At 39.3% G+C, this 25,833-nt stretch carries 24 protein-coding genes and 1 pseudogene; 14 read left to right on the forward strand and 11 right to left on the reverse strand.

Translation table 11 applies throughout. The features are described 5' to 3' along the window. The first annotated feature begins 29 nt into the window (after positions 1–29). The 10 genes from hpsE (RMZ41_RS16050) to ftsY all read left to right on the forward strand — a co-directional run bounded on the left by hpsE (RMZ41_RS16050) (position 30) and on the right by ftsY (position 10,512). Complete coding sequence (gene hpsE / locus RMZ41_RS16050) at positions 30–989, forward strand: hormogonium polysaccharide biosynthesis glycosyltransferase HpsE (RefSeq protein WP_322640852.1); 960 nt, start codon at positions 30–32, stop codon at positions 987–989. Further along, positions 962–1,990 (forward strand): hormogonium polysaccharide biosynthesis glycosyltransferase HpsE, encoded by a 1,029-nt coding sequence (gene hpsE, locus RMZ41_RS16055; protein WP_322640853.1) that lies wholly within the window; start codon positions 962–964, stop codon positions 1,988–1,990. Before hpsE (RMZ41_RS16050) ends, hpsE (RMZ41_RS16055) begins: the two co-directional genes overlap by 28 nt. A 19-nt stretch (positions 1,991–2,009) precedes the next feature. Beyond that, positions 2,010–3,002 (forward strand): glycosyltransferase, encoded by a 993-nt coding sequence (locus RMZ41_RS16060; protein ID WP_322640854.1) that lies wholly within the window; start codon positions 2,010–2,012, stop codon positions 3,000–3,002. 27 nt (positions 3,003–3,029) lie between these two features. Continuing rightward, on the forward strand, positions 3,030–3,677 hold the full coding sequence (locus RMZ41_RS16065) for a type II secretion system protein (RefSeq protein WP_322640855.1): 648 nt from the start codon (positions 3,030–3,032) through the stop codon (positions 3,675–3,677). Between the two features lie 32 nt (positions 3,678–3,709). Beyond that, entirely contained in the window at positions 3,710–4,360 is a 651-nt protein-coding gene (locus tag RMZ41_RS16070) for a TIGR04282 family arsenosugar biosynthesis glycosyltransferase (RefSeq protein ID WP_322640856.1), read from the forward strand. A gap of 360 nt (positions 4,361–4,720) precedes the next feature. Next, positions 4,721–5,563, forward strand: a complete 843-nt coding sequence (locus RMZ41_RS16075) for an HpsJ family protein (RefSeq protein WP_322640857.1) — start codon at positions 4,721–4,723, stop codon at positions 5,561–5,563. A 105-nt stretch (positions 5,564–5,668) separates the two neighbouring features. Beyond that, on the forward strand, positions 5,669–6,577 hold the full coding sequence (locus tag RMZ41_RS16080; protein ID WP_322640858.1) for a glycosyltransferase family 2 protein: 909 nt from the start codon (positions 5,669–5,671) through the stop codon (positions 6,575–6,577). Between the two features lie 516 nt (positions 6,578–7,093). Then, positions 7,094–7,858 (forward strand): DUF502 domain-containing protein, encoded by a 765-nt coding sequence (locus RMZ41_RS16085; protein WP_322640921.1) that lies wholly within the window; start codon positions 7,094–7,096, stop codon positions 7,856–7,858. 121 nt (positions 7,859–7,979) lie between these two features. Further along, positions 7,980–8,621 (forward strand): transcription antitermination factor NusB, encoded by a 642-nt coding sequence (gene nusB, locus RMZ41_RS16090; protein WP_322640859.1) that lies wholly within the window; start codon positions 7,980–7,982, stop codon positions 8,619–8,621. A gap of 256 nt (positions 8,622–8,877) precedes the next feature. After that, positions 8,878–10,512, forward strand: a complete 1,635-nt coding sequence (gene ftsY, locus RMZ41_RS16095; RefSeq protein WP_322640860.1) for a signal recognition particle-docking protein FtsY — start codon at positions 8,878–8,880, stop codon at positions 10,510–10,512. A gap of 251 nt (positions 10,513–10,763) precedes the next feature. On the opposite strand, the gene RMZ41_RS16100 is transcribed toward ftsY, so the two are convergent. Then, on the reverse strand, positions 10,764–10,889 hold the full coding sequence (locus RMZ41_RS16100; protein WP_322640861.1) for a hypothetical protein: 126 nt from the start codon (positions 10,887–10,889) through the stop codon (positions 10,764–10,766). Positions 10,890–11,774: 885 nt separating this feature from the next. On the opposite strand from RMZ41_RS16100, the gene RMZ41_RS16105 reads away from it, so the two are divergent. After that, positions 11,775–13,166: a PP2C family protein-serine/threonine phosphatase gene (locus tag RMZ41_RS16105; protein ID WP_322640862.1), complete on the forward strand. Its 1,392-nt coding sequence runs from the start codon at positions 11,775–11,777 to the stop codon at positions 13,164–13,166. 571 nt (positions 13,167–13,737) lie between these two features. Here the strand turns inward: RMZ41_RS16105 and RMZ41_RS16110 are convergent. Next, on the reverse strand, positions 13,738–15,021 hold the full coding sequence (locus RMZ41_RS16110) for an ankyrin repeat domain-containing protein (protein WP_322640863.1): 1,284 nt from the start codon (positions 15,019–15,021) through the stop codon (positions 13,738–13,740). A 287-nt stretch (positions 15,022–15,308) separates the two neighbouring features. Here RMZ41_RS16110 and RMZ41_RS16115 point away from each other — a divergent pair, with 287 nt between their 5' ends. Further along, the gene (locus RMZ41_RS16115; RefSeq protein WP_322640864.1) at positions 15,309–15,779 is read left to right on the forward strand and encodes a DUF4079 domain-containing protein; all 471 of its coding nucleotides are present in this window, start codon (positions 15,309–15,311) and stop codon (positions 15,777–15,779) included. A gap of 50 nt (positions 15,780–15,829) precedes the next feature. Here the strand turns inward: RMZ41_RS16115 and RMZ41_RS16120 are convergent, their stop codons facing one another. Next, entirely contained in the window at positions 15,830–16,501 is a 672-nt protein-coding gene (locus RMZ41_RS16120) for a DUF1997 domain-containing protein (protein ID WP_322640865.1), read from the reverse strand. A gap of 178 nt (positions 16,502–16,679) precedes the next feature. On the opposite strand from RMZ41_RS16120, the gene RMZ41_RS16125 reads away from it, so the two are divergent. Further along, on the forward strand, positions 16,680–17,336 hold the full coding sequence (locus tag RMZ41_RS16125; protein WP_322640866.1) for an NAD(P)H-binding protein: 657 nt from the start codon (positions 16,680–16,682) through the stop codon (positions 17,334–17,336). 231 nt (positions 17,337–17,567) lie between these two features. Here RMZ41_RS16125 and RMZ41_RS16130 read toward each other — a convergent pair. After that, positions 17,568–18,032: pseudogene (locus RMZ41_RS16130) on the reverse strand (DUF29 domain-containing protein). A gap of 240 nt (positions 18,033–18,272) precedes the next feature. Then, entirely contained in the window at positions 18,273–18,917 is a 645-nt protein-coding gene (locus tag RMZ41_RS16135) for a hypothetical protein (protein WP_322640867.1), read from the reverse strand. A 341-nt stretch (positions 18,918–19,258) separates the two neighbouring features. Between RMZ41_RS16135 and RMZ41_RS16140 the strand changes: the two genes are divergently transcribed. Then, positions 19,259–19,906 (forward strand): glycoside hydrolase family protein, encoded by a 648-nt coding sequence (locus RMZ41_RS16140; RefSeq protein WP_322640868.1) that lies wholly within the window; start codon positions 19,259–19,261, stop codon positions 19,904–19,906. A 14-nt stretch (positions 19,907–19,920) separates the two neighbouring features. Here the strand turns inward: RMZ41_RS16140 and menH are convergent, their stop codons facing one another. The 6 genes from menH to metG form a co-directional block, all read right to left on the reverse strand. Then, positions 19,921–20,739 (reverse strand): 2-succinyl-6-hydroxy-2,4-cyclohexadiene-1-carboxylate synthase, encoded by an 819-nt coding sequence (gene menH / locus RMZ41_RS16145; protein ID WP_322640869.1) that lies wholly within the window; start codon positions 20,737–20,739, stop codon positions 19,921–19,923. 158 nt (positions 20,740–20,897) lie between these two features. Then, a complete protein-coding gene (locus RMZ41_RS16150) occupies positions 20,898–21,200 on the reverse strand; it encodes a hypothetical protein (RefSeq protein WP_322640870.1) in 303 nt (100 codons plus the stop codon). Positions 21,201–21,560: 360 nt separating this feature from the next. Beyond that, a complete protein-coding gene (locus RMZ41_RS16155) occupies positions 21,561–21,962 on the reverse strand; it encodes a metal-sensitive transcriptional regulator (RefSeq protein ID WP_322640871.1) in 402 nt (133 codons plus the stop codon). Positions 21,963–22,116: 154 nt separating this feature from the next. Continuing rightward, positions 22,117–23,325: an LPS export ABC transporter periplasmic protein LptC gene (lptC, locus tag RMZ41_RS16160; protein WP_322640872.1), complete on the reverse strand. Its 1,209-nt coding sequence runs from the start codon at positions 23,323–23,325 to the stop codon at positions 22,117–22,119. Next, the gene (locus RMZ41_RS16165) at positions 23,325–23,954 is read right to left on the reverse strand and encodes an NYN domain-containing protein (RefSeq protein WP_041565095.1); all 630 of its coding nucleotides are present in this window, start codon (positions 23,952–23,954) and stop codon (positions 23,325–23,327) included. The genes lptC and RMZ41_RS16165 overlap by 1 nt, the downstream gene beginning before the upstream one ends. Positions 23,955–24,120: 166 nt before the next feature. Beyond that, the gene (metG, locus tag RMZ41_RS16170) at positions 24,121–25,725 is read right to left on the reverse strand and encodes a methionine--tRNA ligase (RefSeq protein WP_322640873.1); all 1,605 of its coding nucleotides are present in this window, start codon (positions 25,723–25,725) and stop codon (positions 24,121–24,123) included. Positions 25,726–25,833: the final 108 nt, after the last annotated feature.

Below are 25,833 nucleotides of genomic sequence, written 5' to 3' on the forward strand. Positions count from 1 at the left end.
TGTCCTAATCAAAATATACCTTTTGTCAAATGACTGAAACCCTTGATTTTACTGTAGCTATCCCAACTTACAACGGTGAAAGTCGTTTACCTGAACTACTAGAGCGACTACAAAATCAACTTCACACAGAAAATTTATCTTGGGAAATTATAGTTATAGACAATAACAGCACTGACAACACAGCTAAAGTTGTTCAAACCTATCAAGAAAGTTGGCAGTGTCCTTACCCTTTAAAATACTGCTTTGAAGCAAAACAAGGTGCAGCTTATGCCCGAAAAAAGGCAGTTACAGAAGCTAAAGGTAAATTAATAGGTTTTCTAGATGATGACAACTACCCGGTATCAAACTGGGTAGCCGCAGCTTATACTTTTGGTGAAAAGTATCCCAAGGCGGGAGCTTATGGCAGTCAAATTCATCCTGACTGGGAAGTAGAACCACCAGAAAACTTTCAGCGAATTGCCCCATTCTTAGCAATTACAGAGCGAGGTAATTTACCTTTATTATATGAAGCATCTAAAAAACTACTACCTCCCTGTGCGGGACTTGTTGTGCGTAAACAAGTATGGTTAGAAAGTGTACCAGACAAGTCTATTTTGACTGGCAGAATTAAAGGCAATATGCTTACCAGTGAAGACTTAGAAATGTTGTCTTACATCCAAAAATCAGGATGGGAGATTTGGTATAACCCAGAAATGGAAATTTCTCACAAAATTCCTAAATTCCGTTTACAAAAAGATTATTTAATTCCGTTTTTTCGAGGCATTGGATTTAGCCGTTATGTAACTAGAATGGTAAATATAAAACAGCTTTATAGACCGCTAGCACTTTTGTTTTATATGATAAATGACCTGCGTAAAATTATTTTACACTTACTTAAATATCGAACTAAGCTAAAACAGGATTTGGTAGTTGCTTGCGAAATGGAACTTTTTTTAAGTAGTTTCATTAGCCCTTTTTATCTTTGGAAAAATGGATACTTAAAAAAATAATTTATAACCCATTAAGTATTATGCCTGAATTAGTAGTGGAAAATTTAGATGTAAGCGTAGCTATTCCTGCATATAATGGAGCAACTCGCTTACCGAAAATCTTAGATAAACTCTTAAGCCAAACAGGAGTAGAACAACTTCGCTGGGAAATTATTGTTGTAGATAACAACAGTTCTGATAACACACCTGAAATCATTCAGAACTACCAAAAAATATATGATGGAAATTGCCGTTTAAGATATTTTTTAGAACCTGAACAAGGAGCCGCTTTTGCTCGACTCCGAGCAGTGCGTGAAGCAAGAGGTGAGCTAATAGCGTTTTTAGATGATGATAACTTACCTGCTGCTGATTGGTTAGCACAAGCATATACTTTTGGATTAGAGCATCCTCAAGCAGGGGCCTGGGGGGGACAGATTCATGGAGATTTTGAAGTAAAGCCGCCAGAAAATTTTGAAAAAATTCAAGCTTTTTTAGCTATTAGAGAACATGGATCAAATCCACATTTATTTGATGCAGAAAACTTAAGACTTCCTCCTGGGGCAGCGCTTGTTGTTAGGAAACAAGTATGGTGTGAAAATGTACCACAACGACCTAATTTAAGTGGGAAATTGCCTGGGATTTTGGTGCAGGGTGATGACTATGAACCACTGCTTTATATACATTATGCAGGCTGGCAAATTTGGTATAACCCTACCATGCATACTTATCATCAAATACCATATTGGCGATTAGAAAGAGATTACCTACTAACTCTGGCGCGTGGCTGTGGCTTGTGTATTTTCCAGCTACGCTTGATAAATACTAAAAATTGGGAAAAACCAATAGTTTTTGTGAAAACTATATTAGGGAATTTACGTCGAGTATTACAACACTTTATTCAGTATAGGGGGGAATTGAAAACTAATTTAATTGCTCTTTTTGAGATAGAATTTTACTTAGCTAGTATGATGAGTCCTATTTACTACTTAAAATGTAATTTAGGCAGAGGATTAAAAAACTAAATTAGTTAGTCTGTTAATAATGATTGAATCTAGCTCCAATTCGCCAAAAATATCTGTAATTATACCTGCTTATAATAGCGAAAAAACTATTGGCTATACAATTCAATCTGTTCTAAATCAAACTTTTAGTAATTTAGAATTAATTATAATTAATGATGGTTCCCAAGACTCAACTTTAAAAGTTATTACACAAATCCTAGACTCCCGAATAAAAGTATTTTCTTTTCCCAATGCTGGCGGAAACGTTAGCCGTAACCGAGGTCTACACCGTGCAGTTGGAGAATTTGTTAGTTTCTTAGATGCAGACGATTTGTGGACTCGTGATAAACTTCAATCTCAATTAAAGGCTCTGCAAGAAAACGTTACGGCAAAAGTAGCTTATAGTTGGACTGATTATATTGATACAAACGGTGAATTTCTACTTTCAGGCAAGCGTGTTAATGTTGAGGGAAATGTTTATGACAATTTGTTATTAAATAATTTTTTAGAGAATGGTTCCAATCCCTTGATTTGTAGGGAAGCTTTAATTAGATTAGGTGGCTTTGACGAGTCTCTAAGTGCGGCTCAAGATTGGGATATGTGGCTACGATTAGCCTCTAAGTTTAATTTTATCTGTGTGCCATCTGTACAAATATTGTATCGTATCAGTAGTAATTCAGTTTCTTCCAATCTTGTCAGACAGGAAAAATCCTGCTTGAAAGTGCTTAAAAGAGCCTATCAAGAAAAACCTTCTACTATTAAGAATAGTTGGAATATAAGCCTAGCAAATTTATACAAATACCTTGTCTGTAAAGCCTTGCAGAAGCCCTGGAATCGACAAAAAGCTTTAGCATCTACTAGATTTTTATGGAATTATTTTATTAACGATCCTTCAAGATTTAAAAATATAAATTTCACCTCCAAACTGTTATTGAAAATCGTCATAATTATTATAGTACCAGCCTTACTCTACAGTGTTACTAAGCAATGCGAAGTAAAAAGCCAAGAAAATAAAATATTGCTCAACAGTTAAATAGCTGAAAAAAGACCAAAATAAAAAATGAATACGCAGGTCTATTTATCGTTTATAGTTAATACAAAAAATGTTTTTAATAAGTACTCCAGTGGTGGTTTTACTCTACTAGAAACTTTAGTAGTTATTTTATTAATTAGTATATTAGCCGCGCTAGGAATACCTAACTGGCTAGCTTTTGTGGAGACTCGCCGCCTCAACACTGCACAAAACCAAGTTTACTTTGCTATGCGCCAAGCCCAAAGCCAAGCCACTAAGGAAAAATTGACTTGGCAAGCTAGCTTTCGCGTACAAAACGATATAATTCAATGGTCAGTTCATCAAGCAGAAGCAGAACAATTCATTCCTAATGTTGTTAAAAACAATGACAGCTTATGGCACAACCTTGAGTCAAACACTCGCATTGATGAACAAGAAAACAATAAAGGAAAAAAGGAAACAACTTTACGAAAACATCCTTCACAGCAAATATGGCGAGTTTTATTTAATTACCAGGGTTGTCCTATCTCTGAAATTGGAAATCAGTGTACAATCGCTGGATTAGGGCAGATAACCTTTTACAGCTTGAATGCTGGGAAAGCTAGACGTTGTGTGTATGTTTCTACGCTTTTGGGGGCTATGCGAACGGGCAAAGAAAATGCTAGAGCCAACGAAAGCGACAAGTATTGCTATTAAGATATTTTTAGTTAATTCAAGCAAGGTATTTTGTGCTGAACTTACCAGCAAGCTCAAAACAGCACCTGATTATTTTTAGTCGCTATCCAGAACCAGGTAAGACAAAAACCCGATTGATACCTGCTTTAGGAAATATTGGTGCTGCCAATCTTCAACGTGAGATGACTGAACATACAATATTTCAGGTTCGAGAATTGCAAAAAGCCATTGCCATATCTGTGGAAGTGCGATTTACAGGTGGCGATTTGCAACTGATGCAAGACTGGCTGGGGTTGGATTTGGTTTATCAGTCTCAAGGTGAAGGGGATCTAGGTTCGCGGATGGCGCGATCGCTTTTCGATGCTTTTGAATCTGGTGCAGAAAAAGTAATTATCATCGGTACAGATTGTCCTGGAGTGAATGCCCAGATTTTAGCGACAGCCTTTAAAAAATTACACACTTTTGACCTTGTACTTGGGCCTGCGATCGATGGTGGATATTACTTAATTGGTTTGCGCCAACCTATCCCGGAGTTATTCATTAACATTGAGTGGGGAACTGCTCAAGTATTCGATAAAACCGTGGACATTGCTCAGAAACTTCATGTATCATACGTAAACTTGTCGCCTTTAGCTGATATTGACCGACCAGAGGATCTGCCGATTTGGGAACAAGCCTTCGTGCGGGAGATAAAAGAGATATAGCAATTTTTATATGGATGCAAAACCTACTAGGAGCATACATCTGTGCGCCCCTAACAAAATCTCTATGTTGGGACTGATTAAGAACTGTAAACAAGAGAACTGTAAACAAGTGAAATCAGGTACTTAACGAGTCTTTTTATAAGTCATAGATTATACTTGTAACTTAAAATACTAGGATTTTCCTGAAGACACTGTACATAACAAATGTTACTGTGTGCTAGTTGAAAACCAAGAGGCAAATAACCTTTATCAATATTGAATCTGCTTTGTATTTCTACACAACTGTCACGGTCATGGGCACAATATTTAAGTAACTTGAAATATGAAAATCACTCGTATTCATCGCCAGTTTGAAAAACTATGGTTAACCGTTTTACTTCCGTGAGTACCGCCCTCACAGTTAAGGTTGTAGGAATAATCTGCCTGTTATCCTTTTTTGTGGACTTTTTGATTCTATTGTTACCCTTTCAACCGACCGATCGGGTATGGCAAATCAACTTAGCAACAGCGCTGGTCGATCGAGGGATTGTTCCTCTGGTCGGACTGGGGCTGCTGTTTGCTGCCTATTGGATTGAAAACGCTGATGCAGGAAGCGATCGCCCCCAAGGGATCGATTTAAGATTTCCGGCCGTTATTCTTTCAAGCCTTTTAGGGTTGATGTTCTTGCTGATTTTTCCCCTGCACCTCAATAACGTCAATCAAGCTAAGACTCAAACACTCAATCGAATCAGCCAAGAAGCCGATCAGGCCGAAGCTCAACTGAACAATCGGTTTACGCAATTGCAAGCACAACTGAATACCGATCAGGGAAAAGCTCAACTAGATCAACTGCGAACCCAAACTAAAGCTCAGTTTAGTGAAATCCTAAAAGACGATCAAAAATATAAGCAAGCACTGGAAAGTTCTCAAATTCCTGCAAATATCAAAGAGTTACTGAAGAAGGCTAAAACAGATCCGCAAGCGCTTGACAAAGCTATCGAACAACAAACAGATATTCAAACGCTGCGAACTCAACAACTGAGCCAAGTTCGCCAGCGCAGAGACGATGCACAGCAACAAGCTAAAGATACTGCTTGGAAGTCTGGACTGCGGATTGGGATTAGCAGTTTGCTGTTATCTATTGGTTACATTATCATCGGCTGGACAGGCTTAAAAGGTATGGGCGCTGCACAAGGTGGTAAACCTAGAGCTACTACACGCTAATCCACTATTGGTATGGCAGTAAGACGTATCCAAAAATTGTGAACGGTTTATACTGCCATACGCCTAATAGCTAATAAGAATAAAAATCGCTATAAAACTTGGGTAATGTTCTCAATTTACATACTGACATATAACGAAGAACTAGATATTGCTGCTTGTATCGAATCAGCGATGCCATCGGATGACATTATTGTTGTGGATTCATGTAGTAGCGATCGCACTGTAGAAATTGCCAGTAGCTATCCTATCCGCGTTGTTCAACACGCTTTTGAAAGCCACGGCCGCCAACGCACTTGGATGTTAGAATCTATCCCTCCGAAGCACGAATGGGTTTATATTCTCGAAGCTGATGAGCGGATGACACCAGAACTATTTGCGGAATGCGAAAAGGTCAGTCAGAATCCCGATTACATCGGTTACTATGTGGCTGAACGTGTCATGTTCATGAATCGTTGGATTCGCTACAGCACACAGTATCCCCGTTACCAAATGCGCCTCTTCCGCCACGGTAAAGTGTGGTTTACAGACTACGGCCATACTGAGCGGGAAGTTTGTGAAGGTGCAACTAGCTTTTTAAAGGAAACATACCCTCACTATACTTGTAGCAAAGGTTTGAGCCGTTGGATTGAAAAGCATAACCGTTATTCTACAGATGAAGCTCAAGAAACGCTGTATCAACTAGAACAGGGAAAGGTCAACTGGCAAGATTTATTCTTTGGCAAATCGGAAGTTGAAAAACGGCGTGCTTTGAAAGATTTGTCTTTGCGTCTACCTGCTAGACCGTTGCTACGCTTTCTATATATGTATTTTATGTTAGGCGGATGTTTAGATGGACACGCTGGACTTGCTTGGTGTACATTGCAGGCATTCTACGAATACTTGATTTTGCTCAAAGTCTGGGAACTGAAGTATTTACCAAAACCTAATTTAGACGTAACAGCAATTTTGGCACAAGAAACTCCACAACAGTTACAGGATGCGAATTCTGAAACTACACAGGTTGATGTGGCGTAAAGGGAATTGGAGATTAGAAGGATTTTCAGTCAAATTAACAAGTAGCGATCGCAAAATCAGAATTTCTTAGAAGTAGGGTAGCACAGCTAGCTGTGCTACCCTACCGCGTTTTATATTTAAATCAGTCACTATAATAAATTAATATTTTTAACAGACCATTTTCATAAAAGGCGCTCCGCTCAAAAGTGAGTGACTGACTATATAAAATAACTCCTCAGTTTGCCTGGTGGTACTTTCACAATCACGAGCAGGTTTTGATTGAGCGCGATAGATTAGTAATAGCTAATGACTTGCAACAATCATTTACAAGTCTTACAAGAAAAAGTAATATCTTTTGAGAATAATCAGCCGTCATCAGATTGGTTGATGTCTATGTGTATGCTTGTAGGAATATAGCTGGTTTCCAGCAAAAAGTATGTGTTTTGCTGTAGCAGCCAAGCTGCTAGCGTTTTGGATAGTTACTTGCAGCACAAGTTGTTTCAAGTAAAGCCTTTGCTATTTGACGAATTTGCTGGTATGGATACCAATAACAAAAGTTCCTCTAGCTTAAAACAGGAGAATCGGGGCTTGGTAGTCGATCGCCTAAAACAGGACTTAAAAAACGACCTGATTGCTGGTTTGTTGGTAGTAATTCCCCTAGCAACCACTATCTGGCTGACAATTACCATTGCTAATTGGGTAATTAACTTTCTCACCCAAATTCCCAAACAACTGAATCCCTTTGATGGGTTAAACCCAATTTTAGTAAATTTACTGAATTTACTAGTAGGATTAGCTGTGCCACTACTGTCTATCTTATTGATGGGCTTGATGGCTCGTAATATTGCTGGACGCTGGTTGTTAGATTTTGGCGAGCGATTATTACAGGCAATTCCTTTAGCAGGACAGGTATACAAAACTCTCAAACAGCTTTTAGAAACAATACTAAAAGATTCTAATGGCAAATTTCGTCGGGTAATTTTGGTAGAGTATCCCCGCAGAGGAATTTGGGCGATCGCTTTTGTCACTGGTGCAATCAGTAGTGATATCCAAGCCCAGATGTCTCGCCCCGTCTTAAGTGTTTTTATCCCCACCACCCCGAATCCAACTACCGGATGGTACGCAGTGGTTCCTGAAGACGAGGTGGTAAACCTTTCCATCTCCATTGAAGACGCTTTTAAAATAGTTGTATCAGGTGGCATTGTCGCCCCCAATCCTACTTTGGTTTTCTCCCAAGAATCCACACTAGAAGCAAAACACGACGAAATCAGTCAACAGGTTCTTCCCGTTAAAGAAACTTAAAATCAATCTGGCAAAGTCACAAGCAAATACGCAATGTTGTTGTTTGACTGTGCCAAAATTGATAAACTTGTAAGTTTGCGCCACCAGTTAATCAGTTCTCGCACAATCACCCCTCAGTTTTATGCAACCTCGTAAACCCCAGCAAATTGCTCGTGAATTGGCGCTTTTAAGCCTTAGCCAATTGCCAGTCAACCCAAAAAAATTAGAGACATTACCAGACGATCAATTAGTATCCAAGTTGGTACTAGGAGCAGTCCGCACCCTAACTTCAGAAGTGCAAGATACCCTCGATAATGCCGCAGGGGAATTGCAACGCAGTAACGATCGCCTTTTAAGTAGCCAAACTCGCGCCTCCGACCTTAATTCTGCCAGAGCAATGCTGCAAGAAGCGATCGCTTGCACCCAAACAGCAATCAACCAATTAGGTACAGCAGTTGATTTCCCCGAATTGATTCAGCTAGCTAATCAGGATAAGGGAGTCCGTAATTACGCCAAAGAGCTTGTGATTACCGTCAACGAAAATCGGCACATTATAGATGAACTCATTTCTACTGCCTTAGTAGATTGGCAAGTAACTCGCCTCGCCCAAATTGACCGTGATATCCTGCAAATCGCTGTGGCAGAAATGAAGTTTTTAGGGGTTCCAGACAGCATTGCCATCAACGAAGCTGTGGAGCTAGCCAAACGCTACAGTGGAGACGACGGTCATCGCTTTATCAACGGTGTTTTGCGTCGAGTCATTGAGCAGAAAAAAACAGCATAATACCGTACCTAAATTCGTAATTTCTATATTGCTAGGGAGCTAAATCTATAGCCGCTTCTGCGGCTTACCCCAAGTGGAACTTCCTCTAATGGGACGATGCTGCTCGAACTGAGTAGAACTTGCTGTTGTACTGATTATCCTCAAACTGGCAGTGAAAGGTGAGGATAACCGGGAAGTTTTCACCCCAAGAAAAAGTGCAAAGTTAAATTAAACTCATAACTTATAACTTATAACTCATATAACTAATACTGCTGCAATGGTTTTTAATTGGTTCCGCCGTCAATATAACGATTCCTCTGAGACTCCCTCTGATAAAAAACAGGAACAAATTCCTGTACAAGAACCCCAACCAGAGCCAGCCGAAACCTCAGCTGCTGAAACTGCACCAGACACAACGGCAGACTTGTTGGCGTTTGCTAAAGCTGCTTACAAAAATATTCAGCAAAAACAACAGACTGAGGTTGTAGAAACCCCACCTGATTCAGAAAATGCCTTAGTAGAAGCTGAAACCGTAGAAACGGCAATTGCGGAAATCACAGAATCAGAAGCAACTGAGGAACCTGTTAGTACAACCCTAGAACCAGCACAGCCAGAAATTATCCAAGCTGCTACTGAGGAAGAAAGTACAGAAGATTCCCCGGTAGTTGCAATTGTTGAAGCAGATGTCGAAAGCCCAGAAATAATACCAAGTGAAGCTGAAGAAACACCTACGTTAGAAGCAACACAGCCAACAGCACCAGCTTTATCCTTTTTAGAACGAGCGGCGGCAGAACGGCAAGCAAAACTGGATCAACTAATAGCCACCGCCATTGAAATCCCAGAACCGGAGGTAGTACAGCCAGTAGCTACAACCTCAGAGATAGGAGAGGAAATTCCCGGACTGGTATTTGATGATGGGTTTGTCTGGTCGGCGAAGGTTTTAGCCGCTCAAGGTAGAAATCCAGAAGACGTTTCTATTGAAGAAATTACCTGGCTGAAAAAGCTCCGCCAAGGGTTAGACAAAACTCGCCGCAGTATTCTTAATCAACTGAAGGCAATCGTTGGTCAAGGGCCGCTTAACCAAGCTGCTGTAACAGAAATTGAGGCATTACTCCTGCAAGCTGATGTGGGTGTAGAGGCGACAGACTTTATTATCAATGCTCTACAGACAAAACTTCGAGAAGAAGTTACTGCACCGGAAGAAGCGATCGCTTATCTGAAAAAAATTCTCCGGGATATGCTGGATGCACCAAGCATTGCATCCAAGAAAGCTAGTTTTACCCCAGACAAAGAAACCTTGAATATTTGGTTAATCACAGGGGTGAATGGTGCCGGTAAAACCACCACCATCGGTAAAATTGCCCACCTGGGGCAAAAATCTGGTTATAAATGCTTGATTGGGGCAGCAGACACCTTCCGCGCCGCAGCCGTGGAACAGGTGAAAGTTTGGGGTAGTAGAAGTGGTGTAGAAGTAATTGCTAATCCTGGGAAAAATACAGATCCGGCAGCAGTTGTGTTTGATGCGATCGCAGCTGCCCAATCGCGGCAAACAGAATTACTTCTGGTAGACACTGCTGGGCGACTGCAAAACAAGAAGAATTTAATGGACGAACTCGGTAAAATCCGGCGCATTATCGATAAAAAAGCCCCAAACGCCAAAGTAGAATCACTATTGGTTCTAGATGCCACTCTAGGGCAAAATGGACTGCGACAAGCCGAAGTTTTCTCTCAAGCTGCTCAACTAAGTGGCGTTGTCTTAACCAAACTAGATGGCACTGCTAAAGGCGGTGTTGCTCTTGCCGTTGTGCAACAGTTAGGTTTACCAATTCGTTTTATTGGTGCTGGCGAAGGAATTGAAGACCTGCGCCCTTTTTCGAGCTATGAGTTTGTCGAAGCTCTCTTGAGTGGCTAATTGAACGATTGGGAGTCAAAAATTTTTCTTGACAAACTCATAAATTTAGGGATAACCGATCTGGTATTATCACTTGAGCTAACTAGAAACAGTCCAAGTTATAAAATCATAAGTTTGTCATAATACATGGGTGACTTTTGCTAGAATTTCAAGCTAATGCCCTTTTTTCAGACCTTGAGAGTTTTATGTGTAGCAGCACGGACATTTTGTTGCTACACACAAAAACCAATAAACTTGCATTTTGTAGCAATTTAAAGGGCAGTCCAGATGCTTACCCCCACAAATACAACTATTGGGGGATGGACAGTTATCCGATTGGCGATCGGTTCGTTGGGTAGCCAGCGCAGGCAATTCAAGCACTGCGGGATGGTTTGCATCCGTAGTTCGACTTAAATATTGGCTATGGCAACTTGAAACGACAGCATTAGCGAGTTGTGAAAGTTGCACGTAACTTATTTAAGAGTGGAGTACAAGCATCTTTTGTTTGCCTAATACTTACTAAAAGGACGGGTTTCGACCATTAGAACTTCGGAAAATCGTCTACGTAAACTCAAAAAGCAAATTTGTGTAAGTAAGCTGGTTCAACACTCCTTGGTGTATTTTCAGATCCTACTTGCGGAAGAATATATAAATATTTTTGTAGTAAATCGAGAGGTTGGAATTTTGATGATTAAACGACAACACTGTGTTTGAGTTTTGACTTAAAGTTATTGGAAGATATTTTTTCTAGATTTAGTGCCCATCATTGGCAATGATCGTAGCAACTATGGTATACAAATTAAATATTTAAAGACTTATTTACATATTTTCAGCTTTGAGAATGAATGTAAGTCTGTTTTTACCAAACCAAGCTCGATTTAACCGCTGATAGAGGTTTTCACTCAAAAGACTTCTACTTTCCTAGTTGCCTATACCCAAATAGTCACTGTGAAAGCGTTATAAATTATTCTTTTGATAAAGTATTTTTATGACTTTAGAGATATGCTTTGGTAATTAATTTATGAAAAAGGGAAAAACTTTCTGAACTTCACTAAAAACTAGTAATTTTTACAGGTTAGATTTTAACTAAAAATACATAATTTGAAATGACTAATATTCCATCATAAATACAAGAAGCAAATAAAATACTGATAAAAGTTGCCTGTTACGTCTTTATACTCTTGCTAAACTGGCAAGTCTTGTCTAAATATGGTTTAGCAATGCGAAAGCCAAAAAGCTAATAAGTAATCTAAAATCTGCCAATATAAAGTGCAATAGTACCTGTGCCTGTGTCTCAACTGCCCTCTCAACCCACTGATAACAATAGTAGTGCCGCGACGGATGTCACACCAGTCGTAGCACTCAAAGAACTCGTGGCAAGGTTGCACCGGGAACAGAACAAAATTCAAGATTTGCTCAGTTCTTTAGGATTTGCCCTGAGAAGTTTCAATAATTTAAATCAGTTTTTGGAACTGATCCCGCTAATGGCAACAAGAGTGACAGATGCAGACGGCAGCGCCCTGTTTCTCTACAAACCTAATGGTCAAGTCAGGTTAGAACAGTTACATTGGCAAGATAGCGGACAGCGCAAGAATATCCGCAAAGCGCTAGAAATAGCCAGCAGTCAAATCACGCTTTTGCCGAATACTGCCCCTATAGCGAATGCGACGGGGATGTTGGATGACCAGATGCATCGCTATTTGGGGCCAGATGTGCAAATCTTTGGTACGGCGATTCTGGTGAAGCATACAGAAAGGGGATGGCTCTATGTATTGAGCCGCGATCCAGAATATAGTTGGACAGAAACTAGACAAAAGTTAGTTAGGTTAGTGGCAGACCAAACAGCAGTAGCGATCGAAAACGATGAACTAGCTGTAGAACTAAGAAAAAAAGAACGCTTAGATCAAGAACTAGAAATTGGCGCAGAAATTCAACGGCGGCTTCTGCCACGTCAATGTCCTACAATCCCTGGTGCAGTCCTAGCAGCACGTTGTAAACCTGCCAATCGCGTTGGCGGAGACTACTACGATTTTATTGCTACCAATCAGAATAAGATTCGACCCAAAACTAAAAGCGATACAGAAACTAGTCGCTGGGGTTTGGTGATTGGAGATGTTATGGGCAAAGGTGTCCCTGCTGGGCTGATTATGACGATGATGCGGGGAATGCTACGGGGAGAAGTACTACATGGTAATTCTCCAGCAAGAATTCTGCAAAACTTAAATAGAGTTATGTATGCGGATTTGGAAAATTCCCACCGCTTTGTAACGCTATTTTACTCAGAATATAATCCCCATAGTCGAATTTTGTCTTATAGCAATGCGGCACATAATCCCCCCTTGTGGTGGCACGCAGCCACGAAAACTGTCAGCCGTTTAGATACTCTAGGAATGTTAATCGGCTTGGATGCTAACAGCCAATATGAAGATGCTCAGGTACAGTTAGAGCCTGGGGATACAATTATTTACTATACAGATGGCTTGACCGATGCGGCGGCGGCTGGTGGCGATCGCTTTGATGAAGAGAATTTCGTCACTGGTTTCAATACGGCTTGCAAGTACTGCAATGGCCCAGAGGAAATTGTGGATTATTTATTTGATCAAGTTCAACAGTTCATTGGTGATGATAAGCAAAACACTGATGATATGACACTGGTTGTTCTACAAATTTTATAGTCATTAACCATTTTTGCTTGGTTGAGTCATCAATAAATGCTCAAGCATTAGAAACTGGGGATTCACCAGACTAAATTTAATTTTTAATTTATTTTTTCTTTAAATTTCCGTTGCGATCGCCCGAATAGTCAGACATCAACCTTTTTTCAGGGCTTCTTTGTATTTAGCCTTTAGCATAATACATAGAAAATGATCCTTAGAATACATTTCCGTTCAAGTAAAAACTATATATTTTGCACATCTAGCACAGTAGGAAACGTCAAGGGGGAGACCAGGTAAAAGGTAAAATGTACAAGGAAAAAAGTCAAAAGTAAATTTACTTCTTCATTTTTGCTTTCTTTCTATCCTTGTCACGCAAGCATTTAGCCTGTTACCTCTTGGCGTTTTAATTCTTCTTTTCTCCGGCGTAGCAAGTTCACAACAGCTATGACGGAGTTTTGTTTTCTTTGTTTACCAGGTCTAAATTTGACCATTTTAAAGTTCCTTGGTATTTTACCCGGTAACTTTCATTTAATAATTTGTCAAGATATTTCTGAAAATATTTTAGTTGAAAAATTCAGAATTAAAATGGCTATTCTTGCGCCCCAGCTTTTTGTAAACTCCGCACTATATTCTTGTAACCGTTAAATTCTGCAATCATCAAAGCAGTATAACCACCCCGGTTTTTCAAATTTACATCCGCCCCAGCTTGGAGTAATAACTGCACAATTTCGCCATAGCCACCTGATGCAGCCCACATCAATGATGTTGCCCTTGCTGAGTCTTGAAAATTCACATCTGCCCCTTTTGCCAGCAGTAAATGTATAATCTCTGTGTGCTTGCGTTCGGTTGCTTTGATCAAAGCAGTTTTGCCATCGTCCCCTGAAGTGTTGGCATCAACACCATAGTCTAGCAACACTTTCACTGTTTGAGTGTGTCCTTGTGATGCAGCCAATGTCAAAGGTATTTCACCAAGATTTTTGCCATTAATATCTGCCCCAGAACGTAGCAGTGCCTCGACAATTTTGCTATGTCCCTGCAAGGCTGCTACAAGCAGTGGCGTATCACCCAAGCGGTTCTTAATTTGGACATCTGCACCCCTGTTAAGTAATACTTGCACGACATCAATATAGCCTTCCACAACGGCAAGATGTAGGGCAGTTTCACCATCTTGGTCTTGGAGATTAATTTCAGCGCCTCGATCTAGTAAAGCTGTTGCGATCGCACTGTGTCCATTTGCTGCTGCTGCCGATAATGCAGTTCCACCATCAGCATTTTTCAGATTCACATCAGCCCCTGCTGCTAGCAGTGCTTCCACAACCTCCAAATGCCCCAAGTCTGCTGCTAAGGTTAAAAGTGTCTCACCCTCTTGATCTGGGATATTGACATCAACACCAGTTTGGAGAATCGTTTGTAAAACTTCTATGTTTCCTTGTTTAATGGCGATTTTTAACGCAGTATCATCATCTTTATCTGTGATACTCACCTTCGCCCCAGCAGCCAATAAAATTCGTACTACATCGATATGACCTTTGAGGACTACGGCCATTAAAGCTGTGCTGCCATCTTCATTAGTGGAATTAACATCAGCACCTTTAGATAGTAAAAGCTGCAAAATGTCAAGTTGTTTAGCACTAGCTGCCAACATCAAAGCCGTCAATCCATAGAGTTTTCTCTTCAAGTTGATATTTGCCCCAGCATCCAAGAGCGATCGCACAATTTCGGTGTAGCCTAAATTGGCAGCAAACATTAACGCCGTTGTGCCTTGGCGATCGCACGCATCTACCCTCGCACCATCAGCCAGTAGCGCACACAGCCCCTTGATATCGCCACTTTTAGCGGCTTTTAGCAGCAAAGTATCGTTGTTTTCAGTCATGTAATGAGATGCCCCACAGGGGGTTTTGTTCGTCTACCTTTAAAATTTAGTCTGAGATTGTTTATCCACTTTGGCAAGAGGGTTATGCAATTAAAAATTAAAAATTAAAAATTAAAAATTTAGAAATGCAGTCTTGGCAAGCATTTTATCTATTGACTGGATGCAAATTTCAGCTAAGGGAGCCTTCACTCCTCATCTTTTAATCTCTTTTAATTTGTGCAACTTTAAGCACAGAGAATAGAGTTATGCTAATTTTTATGAAGATTTAATAATTAGGCGAGAACACTATGAGTCTGGAACTTTCTGCGTCTGTGAAATATTGGCTGAATTTCTTCCATCCGGTGCTGATGTGGGCGCTATTAGTAGTTTCAATTTATGCTGCCTACTTGGGGCTGCAACTACAGCGTACCAGAAATGCTCAGGGGGAAGAAAAGAAAGAACTGATTAAAGGTAGATATAGCGTCAGACACTACCAAATCGGGTCTATACTCTTAGCTTTGATGGTAGCAGGTATGATCGGAGGGATGGGTGTCACTTACATCAATAATGGCAAATTATTTGTCGGGCCCCACCTACTAGCAGGACTGGGCATGACGGGTCTAATTGCATTTTCTGCTGCTTTGTCACCTTATATGCAGAAAGGGGCAAATTGGGCGCGGGCAACTCATATTTTGCTAAATTTCACGCTTTTGGGACTTTTTGCTTGGCAGGCTGTTACTGGCGTGCAAATTGTCCAAAGAATTCTTACTAAAGCTTAGTCATTTGTCCTTTGTCATTTGTATATGAGCAATGACAAAGGATTGTTGACTCAGCGCTTTTGTTTAGAATTAGCAGGAAGGGGTATTTCCAAAGTTTTCTGAAAATCTTGCTGAACTTTGCGAGTTAAGCGGCGGGAGACTTGACGGACGATTTGGTTAAGTAAGCGATCGCCTGTAGATTGAATTATAGATTTGGGTAATCGCTGAATAAACCGGGGAAAGTGTAAATCAACTACTAAATCCAATTCCCATTCAACTCTTGTAACCTCGCCGCTAGTGCAAGCATCGTTTTCTATTAGCTGTAGAGATGCGCGATAGTCTACGTCATAACCAGGTGCTTGGTAATCAGGAATAGGTATTGTACGGATGCGGTAAATACCCTCCTCTGGAGGCAACAATTCCAAACCAATTTTTGGTTCTACTTCATAACCAAAAGCACCAAAACGACCAATTACTAAAGCGTAGCCATTTTCCCCAAGTAATTGCACCTTCATAGGTTCAGCGCAACGAGCAAACCATGAGGCGTGAGCATTAAGATACTCAGCAACCTTTTCTGCTGGGGCAGGCATTTCCATAAAATCTTGATAACGACCATAAAATTTTGTGATCGTCGCTACATTTGCGTCTGTTAATGTTTCCTTGGCTTCTTCTTGAGAAGATGCTACAGGTAAAACTGCTTCTGTTATTTCCCAGGATTTATATTCGCCGTTTGTTGAAAGCATAAATGCATTACTGTATATTTTGGCGTTCGTCTATATTAATAATTCCCCACGTACTTGGGTCATTTCACACTAATATTTAATTTTGACCAAAACCTCATTAATCTGCCATCACCTCCATAGAATTACTAAAATAAAGAACTGAACAAGCACACAATAGTTTCCCAGGATAGCATTTCTTATGAAAGCATTTGTAGCAGGGGCAACGGGTGAAACAGGTCGCCGGATTGTGCAAGAGTTGATAGCGCGGAATATTCCCGTCCGGGCTTTGGTGCGGGATATTGACAAAGCTAGAGGTATTCTGTCTCCTGAAGCCGAATTGGTTGTAGGCGATGTGTTACAACCAGAAAGTTTAAATGTTGCGTTGGGAGATAGCACAGTTTTGTTGGTTGCAACTGGTGCAAAACCTAGTTTTGACCCCACTGGCCCTTATAAAGTCGATTTTGAAGGGACTAAAAATTTAGTAGAAGCTGCCAAAGCAAAGGGGATTGAGCATCTTGTTTTTGTTTCTTCTTTATGTACATCGCAGTTCTTTCATCCACTGAATTTGTTTTGGCTGATTCTGGTGTGGAAAAAGCAAGCTGAAGAGTATATCCAGAAAAGTGGTCTTACTTATACGATTGTGCGACCTGGTGGGTTAAAGAACGAAGATAACCTTGACGCGATCGTGATGCAGAGTGCTGATACACTCTTTGACGGTAGCATCCCCAGGCAAAAAGTCGCCCAAGTTGCTGTTGAGGCGCTGTTTGAAGCAGATGCACGAAATAAAATTGTCGAAATTGTTGCTAAACCTGAAGCAGCCTCAAAAAGCTTTCATGAGCTATTTCAACAGTGCTGATATGCCATTTGATTTTATTCAATGTCTACGACGGGCTACGCCTACGCACTTTGTCGAGTAGCTTGGTTCATCTAAATTGACCGCTTTCGACTTTACTCTCTGAAGCGATCGCTTCATTTTACATTCAAAAGGGTAAAGCGCAATGCGCTTTACCTCTACACTGATTCATGATATACAAGCGATCGCTCTTTTATTACCTTCATCTTCACAAAAAGCTATACAAAATCACTTTTATTCTGGGAAGTACTCACTATTGAAAATATCTTCGGGAGTAAAAGGGCATTGTTCTGGGAAAATCTCAGGTGTTAAACCTGTTTTTTGAATTGCTTGTCTTCTGGCTTTAATATAAACTGCTTAAGTGCAGTTTATAGAATAGTTATAAAGTGTTTTGGAACGAAAAGAAAATTCTAGCTCATCACGGAAATTAGTTATTTCTATTTGCCAGCCTCGTTGACAATCTTCTTTTTGCGTTTCCCAATAACGATAAAGTAAAAGATGAATTAATAATTCTTTTAAGTAACTTTCTACTTTTCGTCTTTGTTCAATTCCCAAAGCTTCAATTTCTTCTGATAAATGTTGCCAATCAATATTTTCAATATCTTTATTTTCTAATTGTTTAAGTGTTGTTTCTACCCATAAATAATAATCTTCTTCATAAAGGGTAGGTTCAACAGATTTTAATATTTCTGTTGTCATAGCTAATCGCTGGGAAAATTAACTATCTAATTATAACATAGGTAGGCATAGCTCTTTCTCCTTCATCAACAAAAAGCGATCGCCTTAAGTTTTAGCCCGATCGTCAATAAAAACTAATATGATTTTGAGGATGATAATTTTATTGGATGAGTTTTTTGCCAGAAGTGAAAAAATCGTTATGTAATCGTCAAAGTTCTAAATAAAAGAATAAATATCTTGGTTATTTCAGGATACTTATAACTAAGAGTTATATTTTCGATATATCTCTTTTTCAAGTTCAAGTTTGTCTTGATCTATCCGTATTATCATATCTTCTTCACCGTATTCATCTGGAATAATTTGATATAAACCCAACTCACAACATTCTGCAATTACAGATATCATATTTATGAGACTTTTATAAACTCTTAATGGATTATCAAGAAAAATATAATCGACAAGATAAATTGGAGATGGTTCGAGATCGCCAACTACATATAAAATTTTTTTATTCTGGAATGAGGCAATAGGAAACCATTTTTGTTCCCATCCTTTATAACTATCATACGGCTTATTTATCATAATCGATTGTTCAAGTTGCCATAAATCATGATAATTTGAAATTGAGTCTTGTAAAGTACAGAATGAAGTAGGCGAATTACTAAATAATTGATCTGGAAATAAGAATTCAACTATTGGATAATAATTATTAAAACTAAAGGCAGCTATTCCATTTCGCCATTGATAAAGTTCATAAATTTCTTCAGATAATTTGAATGGCATAACTTTGACAATCTCATCAACTTGTTGACGAGTTAAGCCCTGATTGTAGCAATCAACAAATTGGAGACTCGTTGATTGTAACCAACCCCAAATATAATCGAGTTTATCTGTAAGTTCAGACATATAACCCACCTAATTTAATCGTTATAGAATTGTTGATTGATTTACTAAACAACATTTGATATATCTGTTTTTACAGTTCAACTTTTTCTTCATCTATCCGTATTATAATTGCATCTTCTGCCCCATACTTATAGTGGATGAGTTGATATAGTTATGATTTACAGCACTCAAGAATAACGGATACCATGTAACTAACAATCAGGTGTGAACTTTACTGGAATGAGTTCGTCGATGATTTTTGTTAGCAAAGAGAGCGAATTTGAAGGAGTCGGACTCTGAAAGGCTTTGAATTTAAAGGTGTTGAAAAACTTATTGGGCCAATAGCTGCGCTTCTTGGCTTTGTGTATTTGTTGCAATGGTATATTGGAGACTTGCGATCGCCTTCCGATCCAATCTTTGCAGATAAACAGCCGCCTTTGGTGATGAAACAGGGCGACCCCTATATCCGCGCTTTAATGCGAACCATCTCGGCAAGTGAAGCCAGTGGGAACCGTCCTTATTCGCTGTTGTATGGTGGACAGCAAGTTAACGACCTTAGCCGACATCCTGAGATATGCGTCACGATTATCACAGGGCCAAATACAGGTAATTGTTCTACGGCTGCTGGGAGATATCAAATTATCAACATTACTTGGTATCGTTTAGCCCCCCGTTATCACCCAAAGCCGATGCAGATGATGTTTTGGACTGCTTATAGTTTTGAAGCAGAATATCAAGATATAGTTGTTTACCGTTGGTTAACTGATTCTAAAGTTTGGGGAACCGATCTTTCTCAACTGTTGCGTCAGGGAAAGTTAAATGATGTTTTGCGGCGACTTTCCCCCACCTGGACAAGTTTAGGATATGGGATAGAAACTAATTCTGTTAGTAGCTCTTTGCCTAAAGTTTATCAGAAAATGTTGCAAGAGGAATTAACCGCAGCTAATCAACAAATAGCCCCGAAATTGACACCATCACCAACTCCTTCTAGCAAGGTGATAAAGAAGTGAGTTTAGCTTAATTTTTAACTTACTGTGGACAGAAAATATTTGATATTTTCTACAAATGCCAAAGTATTTTCAAAGTGAATATTATGTCCAGCATTTTTAATTATTTTTATATGTGTAAATTCACATAAATTAGCCATTTCTGTATTAATAGATATAAACTTTTCATCATATTCACCAGCTAGTAATAGTATATGAATTTTATTCTCTTGTAGTTTTTCCCATAAAGAAGGTTGGCATCCAGTTCCCATGAAGCGCAATGATTTATCTAATTCCTGCGGATTGTTCTGCAACCGACTTTCTATCATGCGATCGTATTTTGGATGATTTTTTATATAACCAAAAATTGGTTGATTGTACCAATTTGATAAAAAAGCAGCAAAATCAGTTTGAATAATGCTTCTGCTTAATTTTCTAGCTATTTGAGCATCACGTCTAACTCGTTCTAATCGTTCTGCTTCTCTTGCTAAACCTGGAGAAGCTGATTCTAATACAACTTTAATAAAGCGTTCAGGGAAATATAAAGTTAAGTATAAAGCTAATCTTCCGCCCATCGAATAACCAATTAAGTGGCATTTATCTATTTTTAATTCGTCTAGTAAATTGATTATTGCTTTAGCGGTAGGTTCTATTTTATAGTATTCTTCACCTCCTAAAACTTCAGTCTTACCATGTCCTGGTAAATCAAGAATCAGATAAGAAAAATCTTCAGCTAGCAATTTTATGGCTTCATCAAATTCATTAATGTTTCCCATGAAGCCATGTAAAAAAATAATTAGAGGTTTGTTAATATTTAAATTAAAAAAATAGTTAAATTTGTATTTTTTTAAAGTCATTTTTGGAAGATATGTGTAAATTACAAGCTGGTCTAACTTTTCACTTTATACCACGATCAGATGTTGAAAAATATGGCACAAGCCCAACTGCTCTTTTGGTTTAGACACACTCAAACAACTTTTTATAATCAAATAGCCCGGCTATGACAATTATTATTTTAAGGTTCTACATGGGTAAAATTTGGAATTCTTTTTGAAACTTCTTCTATGGATATATCAAAAGAATTAGCTTCAAGTACAGCCGGAATAAGCACTCTTGAAAGATGTATTCCATGTAAACAAAATGGACACCATATTGCCATGTAGCCTATTCTAGTTTGCAAATCTCCTACAAATTGAAAATCTACTTCTTGTTGATGACAGTTTGGGCAGTTTAATACAGGCACATTTGGTAAAGAGTGATTAATTTCAGTAGCAATAGAAAGCCATTGAGAGAAAAATTTATTTTTTATCTTACTCATAACATTTACCTGACAGAATTTTTACTCTGATAGTAATCCCACCATAAATTATCAGAGGATGTTTGGAAAGTCAAAAAAAGCTTAAGTAACGGTATTCTGTCAGTAGATAAAAATGCGACAGTATTACTTGAGGCATTTCTAAATCATATCCAACAGACTTAACCGATGAACAATGGAAATTGCTATCGGTGCTGTTACCTCCAGCAAATCTAGGGTGTCGTCCCCGTTGCGTTTAATACTTTCCAAACATCCTCTGAGACATTTGCATTAATTTTGGCATGAAGAAGACTTTGCCTCGTTCAATATACTAAATCTCGCATCTCTACAAAATGTCTTTTCATCCGAGTTAATTTTTTATTTTTAAGGTAAAAATCGATCTAAAGCAGCTTTTAACTGTTTAATTTCAACGTCAATATTACCCTCTTGTGCGGCTCTAGCAATACATTCAGTTAAATGCTCATCCAAAACAATTCGCGCTACCTTATCCAATGCGCCCCGTACTGCGGCAATTTGCAGTAGAACATCAGGACAAGGGCTATTTTGCTGCACCATTGTCTTGATACCACGAACATGTCCTTCTATCCGCGATAATCGATTGGCAATTCGCCGTAATGACTCTTCGCTATGAATGTGAGGATGAGCAGGCTCTCCAGTCCCATGAGTGTGATCTTTATGCTCGTGATTTGCATCGTGATGCTGAGAATGTTCTACTTGCTGGGATGTTGGCAAGTATTCCTTACCTAATCTGTTTGATCCATTCATGGGTTATCAAAGGACTTGTAATACTAAGATCCTAGCCTAGTGCGTTGCAGGGAGTGGGGAATGGGTAAGAGGATTTGGGGACAAAAAAAAGACTTATTTATCACTGAAGTCACCTTGTCCCCTTGTCCCCCTACTCCCTACCCCCTTAACTTTACTACTGACGATTGGCTCTTTCTTGGGGAATAATTTCTGTTACTACCCTACCGCTAGAACTGCCACCTTTGACAACAATATTTTCTGTTTGCAGATTACCAACGGCTGTTTCACCTGTAAAATTTAACGGTGGGTCAACTTGCCGATAAACCACATTTCCCTGAGCTTCAACTAACTTATTGTCTAAATACCAAGTTAATGTATTAGATTGCAAAGACTGGCGACGCTGACCAATGGCGTTGACGTTACCTGTTAAATAAACCGTTTTTTGTGGAATTTTCATTTCACCTTTATTAGCAGTTACGGTAAGATTATCGACACGCTGGAACATCCGCACAGAGGAATTTGTAATAACAGTTTCTGCATTCATGTTCCAAGTCATAGAGTTACTAGCTATTTGCACTGGTGGGTCTAGTAAATCTAATTGAGCATTCTGTTTAATAGTGGCAATTTTTGTTTTTAAGTTGACTTCGGCAGAATTTCCCTTACCGCGATCGCTAATCTTACCATTTTTATAGCGGTCAATTTGTAGGGGGCGATCGCCAATCAGTTTTTCTTCTTTAATATTCCAGATTAAATGTTCGGTTCTTACTTGTAATTGGGGATCGGTGGAATTTGCTACTACTCGTCCAGAAAATTCCATACGCTGTTCGCGGGTTTTAACTCGCGCTTCTTGCGCTACAGCTTGTAGTTGTTTGTGAGTACCGTTAATCTGGTTGCGAACAATCAACAAATCTTCTTTGGGCCGCCATTCTAATTCATTACCTTGCAATACAACACCACTTTTAGGGTCTGTGGCAAATATCTTACCTTTAAGAAACAACTGCTTCCCATCTTGTTCAATATCTGCGATATCTGCCTTGATTTGGTAAACTACTTTACCATCTTGATATAGTTCACCATAAGGACTTTCTGCTTGACCAATTTGTTTTTCTTTAGTATATTTTGCGGTTTTAGCTCTAACTTTCCAAATTGGTCGTCCTACTTCATCTGCCTGTTCTAGAGTGACATCAAAGAAAGTTAAATCGCTATCTTGTTTAGATGAAACGGTAGGATTTTCTTGAGAAGCTGGAGGGGATTTTCCCCCACAACTGACTAAACTAAATATCAATAAAAAAATCAAAGGGAAAAAAAGAAAGGAGGGAGTGAGGGAGTATTTTTGAATTTTTATCTCCCCCTGTCTCCCCCTTTTATGAAATTGATAAGCCATTATTCTTGGATTTCTAGGTGTCCATCACTAGTTCTTGGGTCTTCCAAAAAGCCGATACCGGATAACGGCCGATATGGATAGCTTTGGCGAGGGGTTTTTTGAATGTCTTCTTTGATGGCTTCTAAATCAATGTAGCGATCGCTTACATTAATTAAGCTGTCGCTGGTCATCGAACGCAAACTTACCACTTCTACCCGCACGCCGCGATAGCTGACTGAATTGACCGCATAAGCTAAATCTCCATCACCGCTAACTAAAACTGCGGTATCATAAGAATCGACTAGCGCCATCATGTCTACCGCTATTTCTACATCTAGGTTAGCTTTTTTAGAGCCATCTGGTAGTTGGACTAAATCCTTAGCAATGACTCGATAGCCATTGCGACGCATCCACAATAGAAAACCCTGTTGCTTCTCGTTTGTCCGGTCTACACCAGTGTAGAAAAAAGATCGCAGGAGTCTAGAACCTCCGGTTAAGCGACACAATAGCTTCGTGTAATCAATTTCAATCCCTAGTTGCAATGCAGCGTAAAATAAATTTGAGCCATCAATAAATATGGCGACCCTGCCCCGATTCTCCAAAACTTGTTCTGGCGTAAATATTGAATCGGTTTCAAAATTATTCAACATCATTGTGATACCTCGATTTTTATCCCTGTTATTTTTGATACAAATTACGAACTTTTAGATGCTAGTCACAGCGGCTTATGATAATGTCCGGGGCTAATATGAAATTAAGCTCCGATAAATTTTTTGAGAGAATAAGAGATTGAACAAAATCAGAGTTTGAAAAGGGTTAATCGTTTTTCGGGGGTTCTATTCGCTTAAAAACTGGTTGGAATGTACCCAACTGTTGTTTACTAGATAGTATCCCCCAGGTTGCATGGGTGGCAAAAGGAGCGGTAACTGAACTTTGTATTCGATCGTTGAAGTCTATTCCAAAACCCAGTTGCTGATAAATATCGCTACTGATGTTTGGAATAATTGGGGAAAGCAGATAAGCTGTCAGTCTAACTGATTCTAAAACTGCGTAGAGAACTTTTTCCACAGACTCTTGCTGTCCCTGTTTATATAATGTCCAAGGAGCTTGTTCATCAATAAACTTATTACTGGCTTGCGCCAGTGAAAGGATAGCAGCGCAGGCTTGACTGAAAGCTAGCTCTTTATATGCTTGTTTCACCTGTTCCCCTAGACGTAAACCAATTGTTTTCAAAGGATTTTCGTCAGGAATTCCTTCATTACCGATTGATGGAACATTATTGTCAGCGCAGTATTTCTTCACCATGCTCAAGGTGCGATTGAGCAAATTGCCTAAATCATTTGCTAAATCTGCATTCAGAACATTAATGAACCTTACTTCATTAAAATCTCCATCTTTGCCAAATTCGATTTCCTTAAGGAAGTAATAACGAACGGCATCACTACCATAGCGCTGAACTAACGCCACAGGATCGAGGGTGTTACCCAGACTTTTACCCATCTTTTGACCATCTTTAGTCAAAAAGCCATGCCCAAATACTCTTTCTGGCAAAGGTAAGCCAGCCGACAACAACATTGCTGGCCAATAAACTGCATGGAAGCGCAAAATATCTTTCCCAATTAGGTGCAGGTTGATTGGCCACCATGTTTCTAAAGCATTTTCTAAAGTTGATTCTGCATCTGGTTCGAGTAATGCCGTGACATAACCTAGCAGCGCATCAAACCAGACATAAAGGGTGTGTTTAGGATCGACTGGTACAGGAAAACCCCAATCCAGATTTACCCGTGAAATCGAAAAGTCTTGCAGTCCTTGATTTACAAAGCTGAGGACTTCATTTCGCCGACTTTCTGGTTGAATAAAATCGGGTTTAGATTGATAAAATTCTGTCAGCTTAGTTTGATATTTAGATAAGCGGAAAAAGTAGTTTTGCTCGTCTCGCCACTCGACTTCTTTGTTAGTATGAATCGCGCAACGGTGTCCTTCTAGCAAATCCCGTTCTTCTTTGAATTCTTCGCAGGATACGCAATACCAACCTTTTTGTTGTCCTTGATAGATATCACCAGATTCCCAGACTCGCTCAAAGAATTCTTTGACGATCGCTTCATGACGAGGTGCAGTTGTCCGACTAAAGCGATCGTATTGAATGTCTAGTAACTGCCACAAACTAACGAAACTAGGGACAATTTCATCGCAAAACTCTTGTGGCGCTTTGCCTAAACTTTCTGCCGATCGCTGAATTTTTTGCCCGTGTTCATCTGTACCTGTGATTAGTAATACCTGATGCCCTAGTAATCTATGAAATCGCGCCACTACATCTGCTGCGATCGTCGTATAAGCACTGCCTATGTGGGGGACATCGTTTACATAATATAGTGGTGTTGTCAGTGCAAATGTCAATTCTTTTTTATTCACTAGATTCATACAAAATAAAAATTAACTTATTAAACTTACTTTTTTAGGCAAAACCACGCAATTATACAATAATATTTCTATTTTTTCCATTAACACCTTAATAGTAGCAAACTTATC

Source organism: Nostoc sp. DedVER02 (assembly GCF_034530675.2).
GTDB lineage: Bacteria > Cyanobacteriota > Cyanobacteriia > Cyanobacteriales > Nostocaceae > Nostoc.